Here is a 21,241-nt window from a genome sequence, read left to right on the forward strand (position 1 = left end):
GTCCAGCCACGCCCGATGTATCGTCTCTGGGTCGTCTTCGGTCAGGAGTTCTCTCACGGCGCACTCTACGCCGTTGCGCGTGAACTCCTGTGGGTCGTACCGACTCTCGCCCTCGATGAGCGACAGCCGGTAGAGCGTCTCGTGGTTCTCGACGGTCTGTTCAGGCTGGCCGTTGGGTCGGCTGAGTGCCGACGCATCGCCGTCCGCGCCGTGGGGGACCGTCTGGTTCACAGGAACCCCGGCGAACGTCTTTGGGGCGTAGTCGTGGGGCTGGCCGTTCATCTTGTGAGCATCGTGGCGGTACGCGGCGACCATCGTGTCGTCGCTCATGGTCCCTCCTCAATACGCTCTTCCAGCGCCTCCACGAACACCGGGCGGTACTCCTCTTCCCACTGGTCATCCTTCTCGTCCATCGCGTTCGTGTTGCCCTTCCCACGGTCGAAGACGCGCTTCAGCTCGCGCTCCTCGTAGAGCGGGTTGATGAGGTGACAATCGACGATCCCCGCGCCGAAGTTCCGCGCGCCTCCGAGCTGATGCATGAAGTCCGTCTTGTGAGCATTGAGGAAGTCGATGCCCTCGGCCAGCAGCCCGATGAACTCCGGCTTCAGCTCCCGAAACGAGAGATGCCAGCAGCCATCGAGGTTAGCGACGGCGTCGATCTCCGCGTTCCGAAGCGGTTCACGGTTGTCCTCCCGGTTCCGGGAGGCGACGTTCCGGTTGAGCCGGCGGTAGTGACCCTCGGCCTGTCCGCGCGTGTAGTCCACGCTGGAACGGACGGGGTTGAACTTGATCGGCCGCCGCATCACCTTCCCGGGGACGCCACCGAAGCCACCGAAGAGATCGAAGACCACACAGCCATCGTCTTCCTTCGGCTCAGCCGTACACACGCCCTTCTCGTGGTAGCTGTCGTCGAGATCGCGCTCGTAGACGCCTTCCTTCATGAAGTTCGCGTTGGCCTCACCGGGGTGGCAGGCCGTCCCACCGTACTCCTGAACGGTTTCTTCCATCCCGTGGCGAAGCCAGCCCGAGAGCGGGAACGCGGGGATGATGCCACCAATCTGGTTCTGCGGGTCATCATCCTCGTAGTTACCGTTCGAGGCGTGATGCCGGTCGGTCATAATGCTGTCGCCGACCACCAACAGATCGGTCTGAATCCGTACGAACACGTCCCGCTCGATGTCTTCAATCATGGTTTTGGGGGTTAGCGTGCTTCGAGAGTTGCTTCGAGTCCCTCAGTTGGGGGGTACGAAACGCCGCCGACGCGATACACCGTGTGGTTTCCCCGTCTGCCGTGCGGACGATACGGGCCGTCACGCGGGTGTCACTGGTTTGCATCGTTATTCTCCTTTGGGCGTGTGCCTGTTCGAGCAGGTCGACGGCCAGCGCCTCAGCCTGCTCCGCAGAGAGATGCACGAGCGTCCCGACGGACTCGTCGTCGCCGGTACTGACCTCGAAGCCGAGCGGTATGCCCCCATGACCGACTACGTGGGTTTGGACGATACCATTCGGATTATCACACAGTGCATCGAGTTCGGCGTTCACCAATCTTGACCGGACGTGAGCGAGGTTGCGAGTTGCCTCGTACTCCCACCGGTCTTCGTCGTCACGATTTGCCAGCTCCAGCAGGCAGTTCTGCTGGGCGGTGATTTCAACCTCGGGCACGTCTCCAGCTGTCGCACCGGCGACCGCAGCGGCCGCTTGCAGAAACTCGCGGCGCTGCATCATGCCGGCACCCCGGTTGCGTCGGCGAGCCGGTCAACGAGCGCGGCAAACTTGACATAGTCATCGACCGAGCGGCCGTTCAGAACGAACTTCTGGACGCGTTCGCAGTCCTGAACGGCGTGGATCGTCTCGTCGTTCGTCCGGTAGACGTGGGATGCCCCGTCGGTGTCGTCACCCAGTTTGATGTAGGCCGGGTGCGGGTCGGTACGTTTTCGTGCGTCGCGGTTGGATTCCTTCATGCTTCGTGTCCTCACGAAGCGCGGTCGCCTGCGGCAACAGGCGGCCACTTTCTGTGACCTCACAAACCGCGCTTCTCAGCTACATCTATGCACTTATGCCTACTTCAAACTTTGCATAGATGCATAGCAATGCATTAGCGCATAGAATTAAGTAGGCACATACGCATAGGTTGAACAGGATGGTACCGAATAGGCCAAACGAGATGGGACGCTATCGCGCCATCATGACTGAAACAGACCGTGAACACATATCGGGAGAGAGCAACCCCTCGCAACAACAGAAAGACCAAGCAGTATACCGAGTCCGACAACGGATTAGTGAGGAACTCCCTCACGATATTGAAGTTTTGAAGGAACACCGACCGGACGTACTTGAAGAGTTGCGTGCAGTCGTCTGCGAAGACGACAGCTAACAACATCAACTGAAGCAATCGAATTGGAGAGATGATCTATCGAGAACTCCGAGAGGCTGTTTGTGACGAATGAGCGACGACGAATCTGACGAGAATCAAACGGAACTCTACAACTTCGCCCGCGGCGCGTTCGTCGATACCGACTGGTTTCCCGGCGACTTGGACGAGAACGACGAAGTGGTTCGAGTCTCCGAAGCAGGCCAGTTCCCCGAGTCGTACTACCTTGAGGAAGGCGACTGGGGTGCTGCCCCGCTGGTCCCCAGCGACGACCCACCCTACGAGGGGGTGAACCTCCCGCAGGCGCTCTACGCCGCCACCCACTGGGCCGACGGCGATGTCGCCCGCGCGATTGGCCGCCTCCCGCTGCGAGACCTCTTCATCGGCGTGGAGGAACACGACGACCTCTCGCGCAAACTCGACGCGCTGGAGTTCTTCCGCGTGTACCTCTATCTCCGACTGACCGATGAACCGGAGACGCGGGTGGCGAAGAACCTGGATGACCCCGAGTTCCGGGACCGGCTAAACGTCACGGAGACGGTGAGCCAGCCCACGCTGAACCGACTCGGCGACCGACTTACCGAGCGACAGATGCGGTACTTCGACCGCGTCGTCGCCCAGGTTCTCACCGCCATCGAGGATTCGCGCTATCAGTAGTTAGTAGTGCGGTTTCTTTATTCAGAGATTGGCTCGTAAGAATGCGTCTGAAGGATTTATTACAGGGCTGAAGGTGAATAAACTGGCCGTATTAACAACTACTGTTGTCAAGAATTTTCACAAAGAGAATACGCTCAAGGAAGCTGCTGACCGTGTCGGGAAAGCAGAAGGACCCGCTACATGCTGGGCACGTCGCTGGAACGAAGGTGGACTCGGCTAACTGACGTCGAACTTCGGGGACGGATATCTTCCGATCTCGGCGAAGACAAGCAAGAGCAACTGCTTGGAATTTTCGTGACGGTCAACTGTGGAAACCATAGGAGATTCAGCATCCCCTCAACGAGAAGTTCGATATCGAGTACTACCCTGATTACCTGAGATACTCTTGCGTGGTCTGGGGTTGTTGTATTCCGTTCTCCGGACGAGACGGCTATCACGACTTGATAACGCCGAGGATATCCTCGATGAGTACTCTCTTTCAGTCGCGCTCGTCAAGGCCAAGACTAGGGCCACACAACAAGGAGGAAAACGACGAGGACGGCAGTACTGTCGTCAGATTTTCGACGCGCCCCATCCATAGGATAATTCGCGGCGAATGTGGTACCTGGATGATCCGCATATCGAATGACCGCTGGTTTTGATTGATGAACCAGCAGCCGGGTTCTATGTGCTCATTGGATAGGGCATCATCAATGTCTTTAGGGATCAGACGAAAGAGCGGATTTACAGGTGCCTTGAAGGAATACGCGAGCAGATCTCGAAAAGCGTATTCTGATTGCTATCTAGTACTGGCGTCTGTTCCCGCACACGTGCGAACACACGCAGAGTACCAATCAACCTGTAATTGATCTCGTGTTCCTGTCGGTGGGTCGCCTGATCTCAACCCAACCGAACGGGTCTGGAAACAACTGAAATGGGTCTCCTCACCGCTGATTGTCGAGTGTGCGGAGGAGTTCTGCAGTCCTTGAGTGATGTTTTCGAGTGGTTGACTGACGGTGTGTGTTTTGCGAAAACTGGGTGACACAGTTTCTTATCTTCAAAAACTATCCTGAGTACCAGACTCGCCTATTGAGGTGGTTCGCTTGGTTTTATTCACGACTGACGAGCCGGCACATTTGCCTTCTATTGAGCAGCACCGCTGAATTGCTAGAAGAAAATCTATCTTAGTCAACAACTACCAAACAGACCTCGTTCTTAACAGGTCTGGCTGATTCATTCACTAGTAGTTTGGATCACTTTCTTGGGAACTGACGTATGGCAGACTCGTATTAGCTTGGAACACAAAGTATTTATAAACACCGGCGTTTGTTTTGGCTGTACCCCTACCATGCTATCAGCAGTGAGTAAATTAGGCGAAAAGTGTGTTGCACACGCCGATGATGTGCTGCACAACTATACGTAAATCAAAACTGCTGGTGGCGATTGCAACAATCAAACTATGACAGATACACAACAAAAAATCAAAGCGGTGCTCCTTACGGTGCTTATGGTGACTTCTGTATTCGCAGCCACCATAGCCTTCTCAGGAGCTGCCGCCGCCTCAGAACGAGGCGCTGGCGATAGTTATACAACGGGACCGACTGACGGTAATCAAGACAATGTTGACAGCGCAGGTAATGTTGGCGCTGGTGCAGTCGTCTTCCAAGGAGAAGACGATATTGAGGGCGAATTCGCTGACGGAAACGGAGACACCGTTGGCATCGGTGAACTACAGAAGGTGTCCGGTGACAACGAGGGCATCCTACTGGAGTCACCGATCCCACAGGACCAGCCAACTGGTCGATATACAGCAAATCCAGGCGTCGAAGGCACTGAAGGTGTGACCCTCCAAACGCCGCGCATCACTGATCTCGAAATACAGAACAGTGACGAAGGCGACGTGACTGGGAGCATTCTGCAGGCCAACAATGATAACACTGCAGAGATCCTTGTCGATTACAACTACGATGAGGCCGAGGATCTTGAGCTCACCGTCGAGGACGAGGACGGTCTTGAAGTCACGGAGGAAATCCTCGCCGACGGTGCCTCGGAAACGGTCAATACCAATGTCAACAATGATGATCATCCCAACCCCGCCGCTGATGGGGACCGTGATGATTCCTTCGATGCCGGGTTTACCATCAACCCGTCCAATGTTGACGAAGGCGAGTACACGATTACCGTCGAAGGTGTCGAAGATCTCGACTTCGGTGATGCCTCGGAAACCGCAACAGTTGAGATCACGACCGACCAGACAGCTTCGCTCAGCCTCGACAGCGACGAGGTTACTCAGGGTGAAGACCTTGGATTCGATATCGAAAACAGCCCAGAAGGGAACTTCCATGCGGTTGTTATCGAAGAGAGTGAGTTCCGCGACAGCGCCTCCGCCAGCAATTACGCGAAGGTCTTCCGGAACGTCGGTGACACTTCGGATCGCGGTCTAGTCGGTGAAGACGCCGATGGTAACACTGTGGCGGTCGCTCCGGGCGATGCTGATTCCCTAGAGAGCATTGACTACGCTTACGGCATCGTCGAGATTGATGGCGGTACAGGTGTTGGCTCGGTCGAAACTCAGTACCTCGACGACAGCTCGATTGATATCGATCTGTACGAGGCTGCTAACGGTGACTACACGGACAACAACGCACACGTTAACGATATCAACCTAGTCACCGACGACACTTACGAAACGGATGACGAACAGGACTTCGACGTTCTTGAGGGTGACCTCACCATCGACAGTCCGTCTGGGACGTACGTAACTGGGTCCGAGGTGGATGTGAACGGGACCGCAAGCGAGGGCATTGATGATGTCGCAATCTACGCTCGCGACAACAATGATTACGAACTCGTTGAAATCGATAGTGAAGAAACCATCAGCGTTGATGGTGACGATACCTTCAGCGAGGAAGATATCAGCCTCAGTGGCGGTGACCTCGGTGGCAATGACATCCTCGGCCTTCCGGGTACCTACCGGATCGGTGTCGTTGATGTCGAGGATGCCGACTCGAACTCCAACGGAACTGTCGATGACTCGCTTACGACGTCTGAGTTCAACAGCGGTGTCAGTTCCGCTGAGTCACTTCGAGTGACCGACACGGAGCTTAACGGTACGTTCATCACCTACAACGGCCAGATATCGAGTGACGATAATCAGATCGATGTCGAAGGTCAAGCGCCTGGCAAGGACAACCTTGTCATAGCATTCGTTGACTCGCGTGGCAACGCTGTTGCTACAGATATCTCCGTTGATGATGATGACACGTTCAGTGAAGACGACATCAGCATCTCAGCACTCAGCGAAGGGACTGTCACAGCACACATTATCTCCTCTGGCCGCGATAACCTGTTCGGAGATGGTGTCTCTGATAGCAGTTCCGGGTTCGCAAGCCTAATCGAGGAAGAATACGCGAGCGGCAGCAGTACTGGTGACCAGGTCCGATCGCGAATCCTGGAAAACAGTGTCGACGACACTGCCAGCGATGACCTCATCGTGAATGAACAGTTCCGTCTGGCAGATGGGCTAACCACTGTCGAATCGGTTAACAGCCCAGTTGAAGCCAATGGAACGATTGAAATTGAGGGTACTACCAACCGTAAGCCGGACGATAACACCATTACGGTTGAACTCCTCGACGACGAGGATGAATCAGTTACTGTCGACAGCACAGACGAGTGGAGCAGTGACGGTCAGTGGTCTGTCAGCCTCGATCTCTCGGATGAGAATGTCGAGCCTGGTAACTTCACCGTTGAAGCTGACGACGGTGACAACACTGATCGCCAGAGTGTCCAGATCGTTGAAGCCGGCTCGCTGGAGGAAGAGCAGCCGGCCACGGACACGCCGGAGCCGGACACGGACACGCCGGAGCCGGCCACGGACACGCCGGAGCCGGCCACGGACACGCCGGAGCCGGACACGGACACGCCGGAGCCGGATACGGAGACTGAAGAAGCTACGACCGAAGCAACTGGTCCTGGCTTCACAGCAGCTATCGCGCTCATCGCGCTCGTTGCTGCTGCACTCCTCGCCGTCCGCCGCGACAACTAACTGGATTCACTCCAGTTTTTGACGCTCCATTTTTTGTAGCCCTCGAAGCTTGGAACAACTTGTAGATAGTCACTGCCAAGTGATTAGTCGTCAAGCAATTCGATGATTGGTGTTTTGCATGTTTTCAGCCAATCTACGTGCAGAGTGTCCCATAAACGGGTTGTCCCACAGACACACCAATTGAAATAGCTATAGGGAGATTCATACCAACACCAGAAGACATCATCAGCGGTGGCCGTAGACCAGACCACGGCCTATCTGATAGGCCGTAAGCAATAGCTCAGAGCCCGGCAGGGTTCAGTTGACTTTTCGGAGCATTGACTGGACCTCGTTCAATCCACTCTGTGGCAGCAGGGACTGTCGGCTAAATTGTATAGAAAGTGACCTTTCTAAGGCATTCAAGCAGTATTCTCTCAACCGTCTTTGTAACAATATCTTAACAAGGGATTCCCTATGACTCAGTGCAGAAAGACTGTCCATCAAGAGCAATTTCTATAGCGTTTGACCAAGACTCAAAGCGCCGCTGATATGTAGCTGATGCATACTTCCCCACCTCATCCATCTGACGTGCAGATGGTGGATTCCCGATCTCATCTCTAAGTCTAGTTATTTCATCAAGTAACGCTCTCTCACTAATCTTGCTTCCTTGGGTGTCCGGCTCAAATCCGGCTACATTCAGGGCTTCATTCCATGACCCAAACCGATGGCTATAGGTGGTTGGATCGTACTCTCCCAAATCTTCCATATCGTTGAATCCCGGTATCTTATCTAACCTTTTTGCAAGTCTACTTATTTCTTGAATAAGTTCTTTATCAGTGATAGTCGCCCCAACATTCTCAGACTCAAAGCCAGCTGCTTCCAAGGCATTATTCCATGACCCAAACTCGTTTCTATACGCGGAACGCCAATATTTACCCTGCTCGTTCATATCTGAAGCAGTTGGCTTCTTATCAAGCTCATCACTAAGTCGTTGCAATTCTTTCACCAACTCCTCTTCGGAGATTTTAGAGTCTGGCTCATTTGGATTGTATCCCGCTTCTTTAACAGCCTTATTCCAAGATCCAAATCGAGAATAGTACGTTGAAGCGGAATATCTACCTTGTTCACGGAATTCTGCAAGCGACGGTGTGTGTCCGAGCTCACTCGTTAGCTTACGTATCTCTTCTAGAAGCTCTTCATCAGAATACTGCATTGTCAGCATACCATCACAGAGCCCGATATATAAAACATTCTCTATTCAATCTTCAGATTAAATATATTACTTTATGATAAGCTCTTCTCTATACAAATCTGGACTCGGCTCTGGAGTGTGCTTGGTGATATCAAGTATGACCGACCCCTGACGATGGTCAGCCACCCACTGGTTCTCTCCCTGAGTATAATGTCGTGGTCAGCGCGTTGGAAGGGCCGCCAGTCGGGACGGGCGACTGTTCGCCAGTTCTCGGGAAGGATCGGTGACGCCTCTTGTCGTCGGAAGGCGGGACGACATCTGGGGAAAGATCGCCGGTGTCAATCTCCTTGCCGGAGAGGTGCCAGTATGCGGCCGGCCCGTCGCACTTGTGCTGGCCGATAGAGACACGGGGACATACCCCTACCCTCCCGTGAGTGACGAATGTTCTGACACTCTGTCGGAACCGAGGTGCGAACAGCGGTCGAGCGGACAGCATAGTGTGACAAACCACCGTTCTATTGCAGGGCTAGATTTCCCACCGCTTCTACAAGATCTTTGCTAGGACATGACCATCGTGTGTTGCACGGATGAAGATCACACGGCACCCAACCTACAACCTCAACTACCACATAGTGTGGTTTCCGAACTCTGGCGGAATCGAAGATTCTGCTGACCTCGCGGATTAAGGGTCCGCTCAGTACCGCAACTCGCTACTGACGGACGGAGTTGCCGAGCGTGTGGAATCCATTCTCCACGAAATTGCTGACGAGAAGGGCTGGGACATTCAAAATCTGACTGTCCAGTCCGACCACGTTCACCTGTTCGTCAGTAGCCCACCCAAACACAGTCCGTCACTGTTCGCTAACTGGTTCAAGAGCATTTCTTCTCGGAAGTACAACGATCACCACACAGACCGCGACGGCGAGAAAATTCTGTGGGCACGCAGCTACTACGCCGGAACTGCCGGGCACGTCTCCACCGAAACGATCGAAAACTACATTCACCGACATAAGGAGCCAAAAGCGTGACCGAACTCACGAAAACGCTTGAACTGAAGCTTGTGAACTCGAACGTCCACAAGCGTCAGAAACTTCGTGAAACACGAGACGCCTACCAGCAGGCGCTTCAAACCGCGTTCGTCGCTGGCTGTGACACACAGTCAGCTAACGACGTAGTTGTTGAGTACGACCTGAGCGGCTACGCGAAAAACGCCCTCAAGAAGTACGTCCTATAACTCTGTGGGAACAGCTACGACGCCGACGAGCTTCACGACGACCATCCTGTGCGGTTCACCAACGAGGGTCTGCAACTTGATCACAAACCAGAGAACGCTATCGAATGGTACGTCAAAATCCCGCACCACGAAGATTACAACCTCTGGATTCCGGCACGCGCCAATCCCGAACAGCGGGATTGGCTCGAAGCGTTGTACGCAGACGACACCGAAATGGGTGAGAGTCGGTTGTTCGAGCGCGACGGGGCGTGGTCTCTTCACCTCACCGTTATCCGCAACGCGGAGGACCAAACTGCGGCGTCTGCCGCCGAGCCGACGCCTATCGGCGTGGACATTGGAGAAGCGAGTCTCGTCACGGTGTGTTACCGCGACAACTCTGGTCCTCCGGTTCGTCCCCCGACTGTGGGCCGACGACGGCAGGGCCGTTCGTCGGCTTCGCAAAACCCACTTCACCGCTAAGAGGCGGCTTCAGAAGCGTGACAGTGAGCGAATCGCAGAGTCCTACGGTGACACACTGTGGGACAGGATTGACGATGTGTTCCACCGCGTGACCCGCGAGGTTGTGGAGTACGCGGAGTCTGCCGAGAATCTAGTTTGGTGCTGGGAGACTTGACGTATATCCGCGAGAACATGGATTACGGCGAGTACAGGAACTGACGGTTACATCGATGGAGCCTTGCCAAGCTTCATGCACAGATTCGCTACAAAGCCGCCGAGAAGTGGATTCCCGTTGAGACGGTGATCCCAGAACACGTCGAAGGTGTGCCATGCCTGCGGTGAACATGGCAACCGGCCACGACAGGCGACGTTCAAATGCTCGAACGACGGCTGTTGGGTCGGTAAGTATCAAGCCGCCGTGAACGGGGCGATAAACATTGCAGGCCGCTACCGTAGTAGAGAGAGTCACCGCCAAAGCGACCGGACTGCCCGGCAGAAGGCCGGTGATGATGGCTCGGCTATGGATGGGGCCTCTTTGACCGGGCCACAAGACAGCCAAGCCGATGCTGAAACCCAGCAGGTGACGCTTGGAACGCATGCGTCTTGAAACCAACAGGCCGCTTCGCCCGGCTTGAAATCCCGTGGCGGGATTCCTCCGCGTTCACGTGGAGGAGGTCAACGTGGAGCAATAACTGTTATCCCCTGAGAGCCTCAACTGGGCGGTCATTCGATGCCTTCCAAGCGGGGTAGATACCACTCAGAACGCTTGTTACGACCGCAAACACGAACCCATACAGGAGATACTGTGAGCTTTCCCATTCTAAGACTGCTATGGCATCACCGGTGATCAGGTTAAACATGACAAATCCGACAGCGAGTGAGAGAATAGCACCCACGATGCCGCCAACGACACCGAGGAACATTGCCTCGGTGAGGATCATTCGGAGGACTTCACCGCGACGGATACCAACGGCGCGAAGGACTCCGATTTCACCTCGGCGCTCAATGGTACTCATAAGCATGACGTTGAGAATGGCTACACTCGCGACGACCAACGAGATGGAACCAATCCCCAGTAGCGCGAGTTGAAGTGTATTCAAGAAAGAATTGATACTCTCTTGAGCACCGGCAAATGTGTTGATCTGCAATTCTTCTTCTTCGTCTCGGCCATCAACATTGAATCGCTCTTCAAGCCGGTCTGCAGTCGCTTCTGCCGTGTCGCCGCTTCCAGTGATAATCGTCACGGAGTCGTAGTACTGCTGGTCACGGAGTCCGGATACTGGAATAACAAGCTCACCTCGGCCACCCCCACCGAAGCCGTCATCGGCCTCAATAAGACCTCGGATACGGTAGAGTTGCCCCTCATATGCTACTGGATCACCGACTTCTAGTCCGAGTTCCTGTGCTGTACTGTTACTGATCAACGCTCCGGTTTCGAGGCGGTCGGGAGCGGTACCACTGGAGACATCATAAAGGGCGCTTGCGTTGGTCACACCCGTCACGCTCACGTATGCGTTACCACTTCGCGTCTCGATTTCCGTGCTGTTGGTTTTCTGTGGAATAACCTGCGCGTCGGTGATAATACTCTCTATCTCTTCGACTTGGTCTTCAGTCACCCCATCTTCGTCGCTATCTGCGCCGGCCGAGACGGACACCTCGTTGGTGAGACTTCCAAGGTCCGATGTCGCCTGTTGCTGGAGAGCAACACCAGCCATGCCAAGTGAGACAATGGCGACCACACCAATGATGATGCCCAAGGCAGCTAGTCCGGTTCGCATCCGGTTCCGACCAAGGTTCCGCCATGCCATCAGTGCGCTTGGGGAACGTCGTAGCCACCTCACGACTGAATCACCCCGTCAACGAGGGTAACAATACGATCCGCATAAGCCTCCATCTGCTCATCATGTGTCACTGCAATGATAGCGATATTCTCCTGTTGCTTAAGACGAGTCATTTCCTCAAGAATCGTTCGACCAGTCTCTTGATCGAGGTTTCCGGTCGGTTCATCTGCGAGGAGTATATCAGGCTCATTAATTAGTGCACGGGCAATAGCAACGCGCTGCTGTTGACCGCCGGAAAGTTGAGCGGGTGTATGCGTAAGACGGTTACCAAGCCCGACTATTTTGAGTAGTTCCATGGCTCGATCCCGGCGATCGACACTTCGATCCCACATTGACGGAAGCTCGACATTTTCGACGGCAGTGAGCATTGGGAGCAAGTGGAAGTCTTGGAAGACGAAACCGAGTGACGACCGTCGTTGCTCTGTAAGCTCGTCCACATCGAAGTTTGTCACATCCAACCCATCGAGACAAACAGTACCCTCCGTCGGTGTATCGAGGAGTCCGATAATGTTGAGCATCGTACTTTTTCCGGACCCAGATGGGCCAGTTACGAGTACCATCTCACCACGCTCGGCATGAAAGTCGACTCCTTTTAACGCCTCGACGGTTTCCTCTCCGCTCTGATACCTTTTGACGATATCGCTAAGTTTGATAACACTCATGAGTTACGCCAGCGGTACACTCCGAACCCGATGATACCGATAGCAATGAATGCCAGAGTCACGCCGATTGCCGTTAGTGGGAGTCCACTTTCCGGCGGATTTTGGTCGTTTGCGGACTGGCCCTGATCGTTGTTTCTGGGAGTGTTTTTATTGCCTGTCGCTTTGATTCCGATCTCCTGTGTCGTTGTCACGCGGTCACCGTCAACTACATATGTGATCTCAATGGGGATTGAATCGGTGCTTGACCCTGTTTCTGCCGTCAGTTCGAATGTGCTAAATTCGCTCTTCTCAACCTCACCAACGTAGTACTCGCCTGTGGGTGCTGTCGGACTCACCTTGTCAGTGTCTGCAACACTAACTAAGACGGAGTCTGCAGTAGTGCTGCCGAGATTCGCAGCATCACCCGAGATGGTGATACCAGTTCCGGACTGAGACGCCTCAACACTGACCAGTCGAATTTCTCCTGATACCGTTGATTGATCCTGCAGCGATGTTGTATGAGATGTTCCGGCGGCGGTGTAAGTCGCAGTGTACGTCACAGTGCCATCGACTGAACTCGGAATGTCAAAGACAACGGACTCGTTCGAATCTGGTGCAATATCTGCCATCAGGTTCTGTGCAACGATGTCATCATCTTCCATTGCCGCTATCTCGACATCGCTGAATCTTGTGTTGCCAAAGTTAGTCAGTGTTACTTCAGTATCACCATTGGATAGCGTTTTTGCAGAGACATCAGATCTGACTTCTGGCCTGACAACGTCAATACTGACTGCTTTTGTTGTCGTTCGTGCGTCTCCGTCAACCGTGTTGTACATGACTTCTCCAGAAAGCGTTTGTGTCCCTCTCTTATCAAATGTGATCTCGTATTGGAAGTGCTCCTCTGTCCCTCCGTCAATCGAGCCTGTAATTCGGTTCGGATCGTTTACACTGGCGCCGCTAAGTTTGAGTTGGACGCCAGTAATGGCCTCGCTGTTGCCATTTGCGACCGTGACATTAATTGGTGTCTCCGCCCCAACGGCCGCGTCAGTCTCATAGACTTCTGTAACCGCCAATGTAACATCAGAAGAACGCTCTACCTCCAGGTAGGCCGGTTTTTTAATAACGGAGATACCGCCATTAGGAGACGTTCCGCGAAGTACAATAGTGAGCTTCTTTTCCCCTTCACTGTCGAATGTCGTCGAGAAGGGTACCTCAGTTGAGTCGCCTACCCCGAGGCTTCCAAGGTCGTCTGCGGTATCCAGTAATGACCCCCCCGACCTGAGACTTGCTTCCGTGATTGTTATTGCAGCACTGCTACTCCCGGAATTTCGAAACTCTGCTCTGATAGTGACTCTTTCTCCCGGCTCCGGCGTCTCTGGAGAGACCGAGATGTTTCCCACCGTAACGTAAGCATCACTGCCCGTTTGGGCTGCACCGGTAGATGCCATCGGAACAACCAAACTGCTACAAAGCGCTGTTATTGCAAGCAGGGTTCGAAGTAGCTGACTGAGATTCATTTGCCCCAATCATGATGAATCGCTGTATTTCGAAATCTCAGACAATCATGCTCCAATCCAGAGCGGTATTGCGGTATATTACTCTTCACATATCGCCACTGGTAAGCCAAAGGTAAATTTCATTCCCAATGATATACACCGATTGGCCACAAAAGAAGGACAAATCCAGCCCAATAATCGATGTGGTATCGTTGATATCCCCTCTTTTACTCAGGTAGACCGTATATCTCGATACTCGCGCGCAAAACTACAGGACGATTGGCATTTCACCGCGCTAAAGCACGAGGGTACCTCCGTTGGAGTCCCGCTATTGACCCACGGAGGCAACTTGCAGGTTCGTGCGCATTTCTGAGGGACTCCCATGAGGGTATGGTTTCCGACCAATCGCGGTCGTCCCCCTCGAATCCGCATGGACACGTCTGCGCATCTCCGTGGCGAACCGTATTCTTGAGGTCGCCACATTCGGGGCACGTCTAACTCGTCCACGCTTCCGACTCGGCTTCCAAGAGATGCCGTACTCCTCACAAACACACGTGAGACGGTGGATGAACTCTTTGCACACTCGAAGTTGTTCGTCTTCTCGTTCATCCTTGACCGATCAGTGCGTTTCCAGCACGTCGGTTAGTCGCCTACGTACGCCGTCGCCACGCCCTCCTCGTACAGCCGTGTGACGCAGCCACACACCAGCGCGTGCGTGGTCACGATGTTTCGTCTGCTGTCGGTACAGCCATCGAATCTGATTCGAGGAGTAGGCCCTCTCGGGTTTCGACTGTAGACGGGCAACCTCATCAGTCGTCTCGCGGAACCATTCGAACAACTTCCGACCGTCGTAGAGGTACTGGTTCCAGTAGTCGTGGAACAGGCAACAAGATTGTTCTCGCCAACGTCGAGGGCGGCTTCATGAGAAGCCAGTGGTGCATCCAGTCGAATCAGGGATGGTGACCGGTTGGAAAGCCCTAGACGGTCGCTCACCTCGTCGTACTCAAGTTCTAGACGACCCTAATTGCCGCCCCCACTTCGGGTTGGCTCAGACTTCGAGGCGGAGCTGTTCGTGGTAGACGAGTCCGTATTCGCCTTTCAGTTCTTGCCCGACAGGGACTTCGAGACGGCTACGTTTGCCTCACTGAATCGTGTTCTGGTTGCACCGAATGTAGGTGCGGAGTTCGCGTCCGTCCTCCTCGTTGCCTCAGTACGATGGCGGGTTGGCGTACTCGCCTTTCTGTTTGAGGGCGAAGAACGAGCACCGTGCTTCCCTATCCTTTCGCCTGACCTGTTGAACGGTCGCGCTTTCGACGACAAACGTCCGACCGCAATTCTCACACAAATACCGTTGATACACCCGACAGCTGCCGTTCTGACCTGACGGTCAGAAACGGCAGCGGGGGCACTCAACGCCGTCACGCCAGCAAACCTTGTAGCAGGTCCGCTGCAGCCGATTCCGATACGAACCGGTGTATTGGGAACATATCGGGCACCGCTGGCGCGGTGCTCTTGCCCTCTTCGACTTTCAGCCCTAGCTCTCGCTATCAACAATCTACTTCGTAAGAGCGTTACTATTACTATCATAGCCGCACGCGTTAGACACTGCCCAGCCCCGTCTATGCCATTGTGGCGGTTGCATACTGCTGGTCGGCTTCATCCCTGTCGTCAAGGGTGAGGCTTTTGCCTCGGATTTTTGTAAGTAAGATTGAGTGGGATAGAGTAAGCTCATCTTTAACACCATCCGAATAAGATAACAAACTGAATGAGCTCTACATCTACATCGGACAGGTCCTCCGCGTCTACCGACCCTGTGTCGGGCTATCGCGATATGTTCAGATCGACTTATCACGAGTATATCGGCGAACCGGCTAAAGAGCGGGACATCTACGTTGGGTTTGGCCTCTTTTTCGCTGGGGTCGCCCTTGCTATTCTCGGGTTCTGTCTTTTTTTGTACAGTAACGTCCTAGAATCTGGGAGTCCGCTGTACTGGGAGATTCGGGAGATTGCACTTGTCATCGGATTCATCGGATTGCCTTCCGTGCTGTTGAGCGTCGTTGTGCTCCTCCCAGTTGGCTTCAGGACTCGAGTTGTCAGTGCTGCTGGCGCAGTGTTTTGTCTCGCCGCAACTATTATTTTGGTTAATATTTTTCCGTACGGGTGGACTACCAGTGAGGGAACCAATGGTAGCGTCTGGACAATCAGCGTCTACGCCACTGGGCTCGTTATGCTCGTAGCTTCGATAGGGGCGGCGCTGGTTGCACACTACCTTGAGCGAGCGACAACGTCAACCGAGTCACCCGAAGCGGTTGAGTCGGCCGAGAATAAGTCGGAATCGGTTAGCAAAAGCGATGTCAACACCGACATAGAACAAGCTCTAGAAAGAACGGATTTATCGTGGGGTGGCGTCGAACAACAACCCAAGACCAAGCGGCTGAACCTGGATATGCCGGACACAGATTCTGACCTTGACCGGACAGCCATCAAGAACTCCGAGGCGACCACGACACGGGCTGACAGCAATGATATTGACGATGCGGTGGATGGACTCAGGCAACTGCAGGGTGGCCAATCAAAGACAGAACGAAGCACCGGCACCGAAGAACAGGTCAATGCTCTCACCGAATTCCGAAATGAACAGACCGAGAACGATGATGTAGAAACCGGCGTGGAAGAGGAGAAGGGTATTGTTAGCCGTCTCCAGTCATTTTTTAAATAAACAGCCTGCCCAATCCATATGAGGTCTACTGTGGCCTTCTCGTTGCATAAGCTCGATCCTGTCAGAATGTATGCGTGTCTCTTTCGTTCTAAATTCATAACTAAAATATAGTCTGTTGCAATACTACAGGATAGCTTTTTCAACGTGGTGGAGAAAATACAACCGTATGCCTCAAGGTCTTGATGTCGGTACGATGAACCTTCTGTCTGCACGCCAGGATGGTAACGAGACGGTCTTCGTGCAGCAGCGGAACTCCTTCGTCGAAATTGACTACAGTGACATGGCCGAGCAAATGCTATCGAGAAGCGATGTTCTCCACATCCGCAAGGATGATCTGGTTTACATCGTCGGTGACGACGCCCTGAACTTCGCAAACATCTTTAGCGAGGAGACACGGCGCCCAATGCAGGCTGGGATTCTCTCAAGTGACGAGCAATCAGCAATCCCGATGATTAAGCTCATTACTGAACAGGTGGTGGGACAGCCGGAGTTCCCGAATGAGCGCCTGTTTTTCTCGGTTCCCGCAGACCCAATCGATGCCGATGTCTCGACGCTATATCATCAAAAGACGATTGAATCACTACTTACTGATATGGGATACAGCCCGGAGCCGATCAATGAGGGGATGGCCGTCATCTACTCCGAGCTTGCAAATCGTGAATTCACTGGTCTCGGTATCAGCTTTGGCGCTGGGATGACCAACGTTTGTTTATCCTACTATGCAGTCCCCGTAATGAAGTTCTCTATCGCACGTGGTGGTGACTGGATTGACGAGCAAGCTGCACAGGCGACTGGCACGCCCGTCGATAAGGTTACCTCGGTTAAAGAGGAGAATTTCACACTCAACTTTGAGACGGATGTCGGTGGTATTGAAGGTGCATTGAGCATCTATTATGATAATCTCCTTGATTATGTCATCGAGAACATCATCAGTGAAGTTGATGAGGAAGATGTCGAGGAGGGGTTGGATGTCCCGGTGGTTGTAACTGGCGGGACATCGAGCCCTGACGGCTTCGAAGAGTTGTTCGCTGAACGGATCAATGACTCTGAGATACCGTTCTCGATTAGCGATGTGCGCCAAGCCGAAAATCCATTGTATAGCGTCGCACAGGGAGCACTCGTCGCAGCGCGGTCGGAAGAAGAGCGCGAGGGCCAAACCGGGCAGGCTAACGAACCTGATTCTACTGCCGAGTAACGGTTATTCACTCAGTTCCTTCCCCGTTTTGTCGGTGTTAGTTTCCGTATCTTGATTATTCTCATCATCCTCCTCAAATTTGGCTGTAAATCCTCCACTTAGTTTACTTTCGCCTTCATCGATAGCACGGTTCAATTCGTCAGCAGTGTCTTGGCGGAACTTGTTAGCATCAGAACCCAGAGATATCCCCACCGCAACACCAGCCTGTTCGAGTGAGAATTCTGCTCGGCCTGTGGACTCACCCTGTTCTGGAATCGGGATACTGGGTGTCCGGCCAGTATTTTCGGGTTTATTGAGATTAAAATCAGGATACTGATTGAACCGGGCAAAGGCAAATTCCCAAGATTCTGTGGGGGATATTTCATTGTGATGCGACGTAGAGCTGTCTGCGAAGCCGCACGATTCACAGACTATCGCTGTCTGGTCAGCGGTCGCAAGCGTATACATGCTGAGGTCAGAGTCGCAGCGTGGGCACCGCATATCAGATTATGCGTGTTTTTGCTATACAATATTTCTGTCAACTCTCTCTATATAGAGAACGAATTATGAGATGGGCGACCAATGTTGGAAGCGATGCCAGAGATTGAGATTACAGACGCACAACAGGCGGAGTTAACATCAATTCAGGAGGATCTTGAAGGCGCATTCATCGAAATGTATGGTCATATTCGTATTCAAGATGTCGTTGACTACCTCCTCGATACATATACGCCGCCAGCCCGACTTGAAGACAGAGAAAGCCTGAGCCGTACCGACTACGAACGAATCGCTTCAGCAGAGTATCCGGAACTCCAACACGTCGCATCCGATCTATCGGAGGTCGCTGGAAGCGGCATTGAAGCTGACGAGATGCGAGGGAGGCTGCTTTCGGCGCTTGGGACGAGTGAACTCGCGACTCGCCTCGCAGAGATCGAACTTGACACAAGAGCGAACAAAGCTGACGAAAAGGCGGCTACTGGTCCAAACACACCAACGGATACGCCCAGTGGCGGACACGGTGGCAAACAAAGTGGTGCGTCGACGCAGACTGGTTCAACGCTCGACACTATCGAAGCCAATGACGCAGCTGAGCCAAATGAGATAGCTGACAACACTTCGGGAGACACCCTTTCGGTCGCTAACCGCTTGCTGACTGAGCATAATGAGAAATGGACCCAGTCAAATGAAAACGACGAACCATATGAAGTCACGCTCCCCGACGGTTCAACAGTGAGTGCACGAACGAAAGATGACGTGCGAAAACTGCTATTCCAAAACTATTGACCAGATACTCATTGAGAAACTACTATCGCGCGCCGATGATCTCTTTGGTATCTCGTCTCGTCGAATGCTTACAATTCGCTGTCAGATGTGTCTTCAAGATAGCCTACCCGACACTGTGGACAGACATCTCCAGTAAAGAACGACGATTTACTCGCAGGGAGTTCGAACTCGCATCTTGGACACTGATATGTGGGATCTGGGTTGTTTGTAGTGTTCTCTAAGTCGTCCGCTGTGTGCGAACTCCCGCCTCGGCTGTTTCCAGTCCTAGGTTCCTCAGAAGTCTCAGTCAATGAGTGCGCAGTATCTGTATCACCATCAATAATCATCGCATCGTCGCTATTCAGCGACGTGGCGTTGTCGTCATCTGGTTCTTGTGTCTCTGAATCAGACAGTATCACGGCGTCGTCAGCCTTCTCCAGTGACTTGGATAAAGTCACCGCTGAGGACTTATTACTCACTTCTATGTCCGAAGACTGTTCTGCGACTGTGTTTGATGCGGCCACCGTTGGTTCGGGCGTATCGGTCGTTTCTGGTTTTTCTACCCTCTGTCCTGAGTCTGTTGCTTCAGTCTCAGCCTCTGTATTCCTTCTTTGTCTCACTCGTTGCTTCGTTTCGGCTCTATCTTCAGCCTCGTTTGACTGCCCGTCATGTCCCTTTGATTCCTCTATGTTAGATATCAGGCCTTGATTTTCGGAGATGTTGTAGATATGTCCACATCGCTGGCATGACTTGTATTCCCGAACGGTTAGAATAGTGCCACATTCGCGTTCATTGTACGACTCTTCTATCTTCGACTTATCAAAATCGTGTCCAAATAGTTCACAGCGCATCCCCATGCATAACTGTTTATTTCGTATGACTAAGAAGCTATTCACAGAGCCTGTCATAGAACCGATCTCATAGCTTCTCACAGCCCGGATCGTTTCCTCGCTCGTAGTTGGTGATTGCAACAACGAGCCGGAGGCAGAGCGCAACGAACACTTCTGTTCGTGCGTGGACGCGGCCTCGGGCGCGGACGTGCCCGAGGCCGCAGTCCTTCACCGCGTCATTGGTTCGTTCGACGCCTGTCCGGTGGTTGTACGTCTCCTCCAAGATGGATTGTTTCAGCTGGACGTCCTCGCTGTGTTCCTCGATGCGGTCTTCGACTCTGTACTCGATGTCCAGTGGGTCGTCAGTGTTTCGCGGGTTGTACGGAGCGATTGGCACGACCCCTGCGGCCAGCAGGTGGTCGTGCCAGTCGAGGATATCGTAGGCGCTGTCTCCAAGCATCCAGATGGGAGTCTCGACGGCGAGCGCGTCACGCATGACGCGCATCGCCGTCTCCTGATCCGCTTGCTTGGCTTGTGTAAACTCCGCTGCTATCGGAATCTTTGGGCCAGTTGAGACGAGTGTACAACCGAAGCCGTAGTAGTACTCCTCGGTTGTTGGATCGTAGTTCCACGATGCAGCGTCGTTGTGTTGGATTGCTTCGATGTGGGTCGAATCGATGGAGTATGTGGAGTCGAGCAGGCCGCGGGCGGCGGCCTGCTCGATGAGCCTCTCGAAGACATCGTCAACGACAGGCTCGAGATCAGTGAGAAACCGGTCAACGGTGTCCCTAGATGGCGGTTTACCGAGTCCGCAGTAGTACCAGACAAGGCTGTGCCGGAGTTCTCGTATCACTGGACGAGCGCCTAGACGCTCTCGTAGTAGCAGTGCAGAAAGCCGCAGAAGAGGTCTGGTGGTTCGTGAACTCGTGTTCGCCCCCTCGAAGCGGGGGCGAACACGTCGTACTCCAGCAGAAACTCGAAGTCGAGATGCTCAAACAGTTGGCACTGTCTCGGTAGCCGCTGCATTCAACAACTCGTTGACTGAAGCTACGTTTTGCAGGGCGTTGGAGCTGGTGGACACAGTTTCCAAACCCTGCGGCCTCCCTTGGGAGGCTTTCTATGACAGGCTCATTCACAACCAGTAACAACTATCTTAATTTAGTGAGCGAGTCCTACTCTCCCCCGGTAGTTTCATTATCGCAGACCGGCGTCTGGGTATGTAATCACCACAACACAGATCCGATACGCACTTTATACTACGTACATCACGAGAACCCCGTCGCAACACAGATGACTGTTCAAGTGGCGCGGATATCCGTCTGAAAGTGATTGAAACAGTATTTGAGTGTCAATAGTGTGAGCACTGACTCAGTTTCCAC

Annotated in this window: 14 protein-coding genes and 5 pseudogenes; 7 read left to right on the forward strand and 12 right to left on the reverse strand. The window is 53.4% G+C overall.

The genetic code is table 11. The features are described 5' to 3' along the window. From C444_RS08215 to C444_RS08230, 4 genes and pseudogenes are all read right to left on the reverse strand, one after another. Positions 1-330, reverse strand: a pseudogene (locus C444_RS08215) (hypothetical protein); the annotation flags it as partial. After that, on the reverse strand, positions 327-1,190 hold the full coding sequence (locus C444_RS08220) for a hypothetical protein (protein WP_004592217.1): 864 nt from the start codon (positions 1,188-1,190) through the stop codon (positions 327-329). The gene C444_RS08220 and the pseudogene C444_RS08215, both read right to left, overlap by 4 nt. Beyond that, positions 1,183-1,725, reverse strand: a complete 543-nt coding sequence (locus tag C444_RS08225; RefSeq protein WP_004592218.1) for a hypothetical protein — start codon at positions 1,723-1,725, stop codon at positions 1,183-1,185. The genes C444_RS08220 and C444_RS08225 overlap by 8 nt, the downstream gene beginning before the upstream one ends. Further along, on the reverse strand, positions 1,722-1,961 hold the full coding sequence (locus C444_RS08230; RefSeq protein WP_004592219.1) for a hypothetical protein: 240 nt from the start codon (positions 1,959-1,961) through the stop codon (positions 1,722-1,724). The genes C444_RS08225 and C444_RS08230 overlap by 4 nt, the downstream gene beginning before the upstream one ends. Before the next feature lie 482 nt (positions 1,962-2,443). Between C444_RS08230 and C444_RS08240 the strand changes: the two genes are divergently transcribed. Next, positions 2,444-3,028 carry a hypothetical protein gene (locus tag C444_RS08240; RefSeq protein ID WP_004592220.1) on the forward strand — a complete coding sequence of 195 codons (585 nt, stop codon included), beginning with the start codon at positions 2,444-2,446 and terminating at the stop codon, positions 3,026-3,028. A gap of 1,438 nt (positions 3,029-4,466) precedes the next feature. Further along, entirely contained in the window at positions 4,467-7,055 is a 2,589-nt protein-coding gene (csg, locus tag C444_RS08245; protein WP_049909326.1) for an HVO_2072 family ArtA-dependent S-layer glycoprotein, read from the forward strand. A gap of 451 nt (positions 7,056-7,506) precedes the next feature. On the opposite strand, the gene C444_RS21180 is transcribed toward csg, so the two are convergent. Beyond that, positions 7,507-8,256, reverse strand: a complete 750-nt coding sequence (locus tag C444_RS21180; protein ID WP_239641275.1) for a homing endonuclease associated repeat-containing protein — start codon at positions 8,254-8,256, stop codon at positions 7,507-7,509. A 557-nt stretch (positions 8,257-8,813) separates the two neighbouring features. On the opposite strand from C444_RS21180, the pseudogene tnpA reads away from it, so the two are divergent. Then, positions 8,814-9,254 (forward strand): annotated as a pseudogene (gene tnpA / locus C444_RS08250) (IS200/IS605 family transposase). Continuing rightward, positions 9,251-10,505: pseudogene (locus C444_RS08255) on the forward strand (IS200/IS605 family accessory protein TnpB-related protein). The pseudogenes tnpA and C444_RS08255 overlap by 4 nt, the downstream one beginning before the upstream one ends. Before the next feature lie 88 nt (positions 10,506-10,593). Here the strand turns inward: C444_RS08255 and C444_RS08260 are convergent. The 4 genes and pseudogenes from C444_RS08260 to C444_RS23105 all read right to left on the reverse strand — a co-directional run bounded on the left by C444_RS08260 (position 10,594) and on the right by C444_RS23105 (position 15,363). Beyond that, positions 10,594-11,706, reverse strand: coding sequence for an ABC transporter permease (locus C444_RS08260; RefSeq protein WP_049909327.1), 1,113 nt, complete (start codon positions 11,704-11,706; stop codon positions 10,594-10,596). 29 nt (positions 11,707-11,735) lie between these two features. Then, a complete protein-coding gene (locus tag C444_RS08265) occupies positions 11,736-12,401 on the reverse strand; it encodes an ABC transporter ATP-binding protein (protein ID WP_004592226.1) in 666 nt (221 codons plus the stop codon). Next, a complete protein-coding gene (locus C444_RS21775) occupies positions 12,398-13,828 on the reverse strand; it encodes a CARDB domain-containing protein (protein WP_152420792.1) in 1,431 nt (476 codons plus the stop codon). The genes C444_RS08265 and C444_RS21775 overlap by 4 nt, the downstream gene beginning before the upstream one ends. A gap of 376 nt (positions 13,829-14,204) precedes the next feature. Further along, positions 14,205-15,363 (reverse strand): annotated as a pseudogene (locus tag C444_RS23105) (transposase). Between the two features lie 344 nt (positions 15,364-15,707). Here C444_RS23105 and C444_RS08280 point away from each other — a divergent pair. Both C444_RS08280 and C444_RS08285 read left to right on the forward strand, forming a co-directional pair. After that, positions 15,708-16,595, forward strand: a complete 888-nt coding sequence (locus C444_RS08280) for a DUF7139 domain-containing protein (protein WP_004592229.1) — start codon at positions 15,708-15,710, stop codon at positions 16,593-16,595. A 166-nt stretch (positions 16,596-16,761) separates the two neighbouring features. Further along, positions 16,762-17,790 carry a disk-shape morphogenesis protein volactin gene (locus C444_RS08285; RefSeq protein WP_049909330.1) on the forward strand — a complete coding sequence of 343 codons (1,029 nt, stop codon included), beginning with the start codon at positions 16,762-16,764 and terminating at the stop codon, positions 17,788-17,790. 3 nt (positions 17,791-17,793) lie between these two features. On the opposite strand, the gene C444_RS08290 is transcribed toward C444_RS08285, so the two are convergent. After that, on the reverse strand, positions 17,794-18,237 hold the full coding sequence (locus C444_RS08290; protein ID WP_239641276.1) for a hypothetical protein: 444 nt from the start codon (positions 18,235-18,237) through the stop codon (positions 17,794-17,796). 126 nt (positions 18,238-18,363) lie between these two features. Here C444_RS08290 and C444_RS08295 point away from each other — a divergent pair, with 126 nt between their 5' ends. After that, a complete protein-coding gene (locus C444_RS08295) occupies positions 18,364-19,053 on the forward strand; it encodes a hypothetical protein (RefSeq protein ID WP_004592231.1) in 690 nt (229 codons plus the stop codon). A 68-nt stretch (positions 19,054-19,121) separates the two neighbouring features. Here the strand turns inward: C444_RS08295 and C444_RS21190 are convergent, their stop codons facing one another. Together C444_RS21190 and C444_RS08300 are read right to left on the reverse strand one after the other, a co-directional pair. Beyond that, positions 19,122-19,889 (reverse strand): DUF7093 family protein, encoded by a 768-nt coding sequence (locus C444_RS21190; RefSeq protein ID WP_004592232.1) that lies wholly within the window; start codon positions 19,887-19,889, stop codon positions 19,122-19,124. A 61-nt stretch (positions 19,890-19,950) separates the two neighbouring features. Beyond that, positions 19,951-20,943, reverse strand: a pseudogene (locus tag C444_RS08300) (transposase). Positions 20,944-21,241 lie beyond the last annotated feature (298 nt).

Origin of the sequence: Haloarcula japonica DSM 6131 (assembly GCF_000336635.1) — an archaeon.
Classification (GTDB): domain Archaea; phylum Halobacteriota; class Halobacteria; order Halobacteriales; family Haloarculaceae; genus Haloarcula; species Haloarcula japonica.

Excerpts from the sequence above, each read along its gene's own strand:
- C444_RS08220 (WP_004592217.1), bottom strand. The coding sequence starts at position 1,190 with ATGATTGAAGACATCGAGCGGGACGTGTTCGTACGGATTCAGACCGAT.
- C444_RS08225 (WP_004592218.1), bottom strand. The coding sequence starts at position 1,725 with ATGATGCAGCGCCGCGAGTTTCTGCAAGCGGCCGCTGCGGTCGCCGGT.
- C444_RS08230 (WP_004592219.1), bottom strand. The coding sequence starts at position 1,961 with ATGAAGGAATCCAACCGCGACGCACGAAAACGTACCGACCCGCACCCG.
- C444_RS08240 (WP_004592220.1), top strand. The coding sequence starts at position 2,444 with ATGAGCGACGACGAATCTGACGAGAATCAAACGGAACTCTACAACTTC.
- csg (WP_049909326.1), top strand. The coding sequence starts at position 4,467 with ATGACAGATACACAACAAAAAATCAAAGCGGTGCTCCTTACGGTGCTT.
- C444_RS21180 (WP_239641275.1), bottom strand. The coding sequence starts at position 8,256 with ATGCTGACAATGCAGTATTCTGATGAAGAGCTTCTAGAAGAGATACGT.
- C444_RS08260 (WP_049909327.1), bottom strand. The coding sequence starts at position 11,706 with ATGGCATGGCGGAACCTTGGTCGGAACCGGATGCGAACCGGACTAGCT.
- C444_RS08265 (WP_004592226.1), bottom strand. The coding sequence starts at position 12,401 with ATGAGTGTTATCAAACTTAGCGATATCGTCAAAAGGTATCAGAGCGGA.
- C444_RS21775 (WP_152420792.1), bottom strand. The coding sequence starts at position 13,828 with ATGGCATCTACCGGTGCAGCCCAAACGGGCAGTGATGCTTACGTTACG.
- C444_RS08280 (WP_004592229.1), top strand. The coding sequence starts at position 15,708 with ATGTTCAGATCGACTTATCACGAGTATATCGGCGAACCGGCTAAAGAG.
- C444_RS08285 (WP_049909330.1), top strand. The coding sequence starts at position 16,762 with ATGCCTCAAGGTCTTGATGTCGGTACGATGAACCTTCTGTCTGCACGC.
- C444_RS08290 (WP_239641276.1), bottom strand. The coding sequence starts at position 18,237 with ATGTATACGCTTGCGACCGCTGACCAGACAGCGATAGTCTGTGAATCG.
- C444_RS08295 (WP_004592231.1), top strand. The coding sequence starts at position 18,364 with ATGCCAGAGATTGAGATTACAGACGCACAACAGGCGGAGTTAACATCA.
- C444_RS21190 (WP_004592232.1), bottom strand. The coding sequence starts at position 19,889 with ATGGGGATGCGCTGTGAACTATTTGGACACGATTTTGATAAGTCGAAG.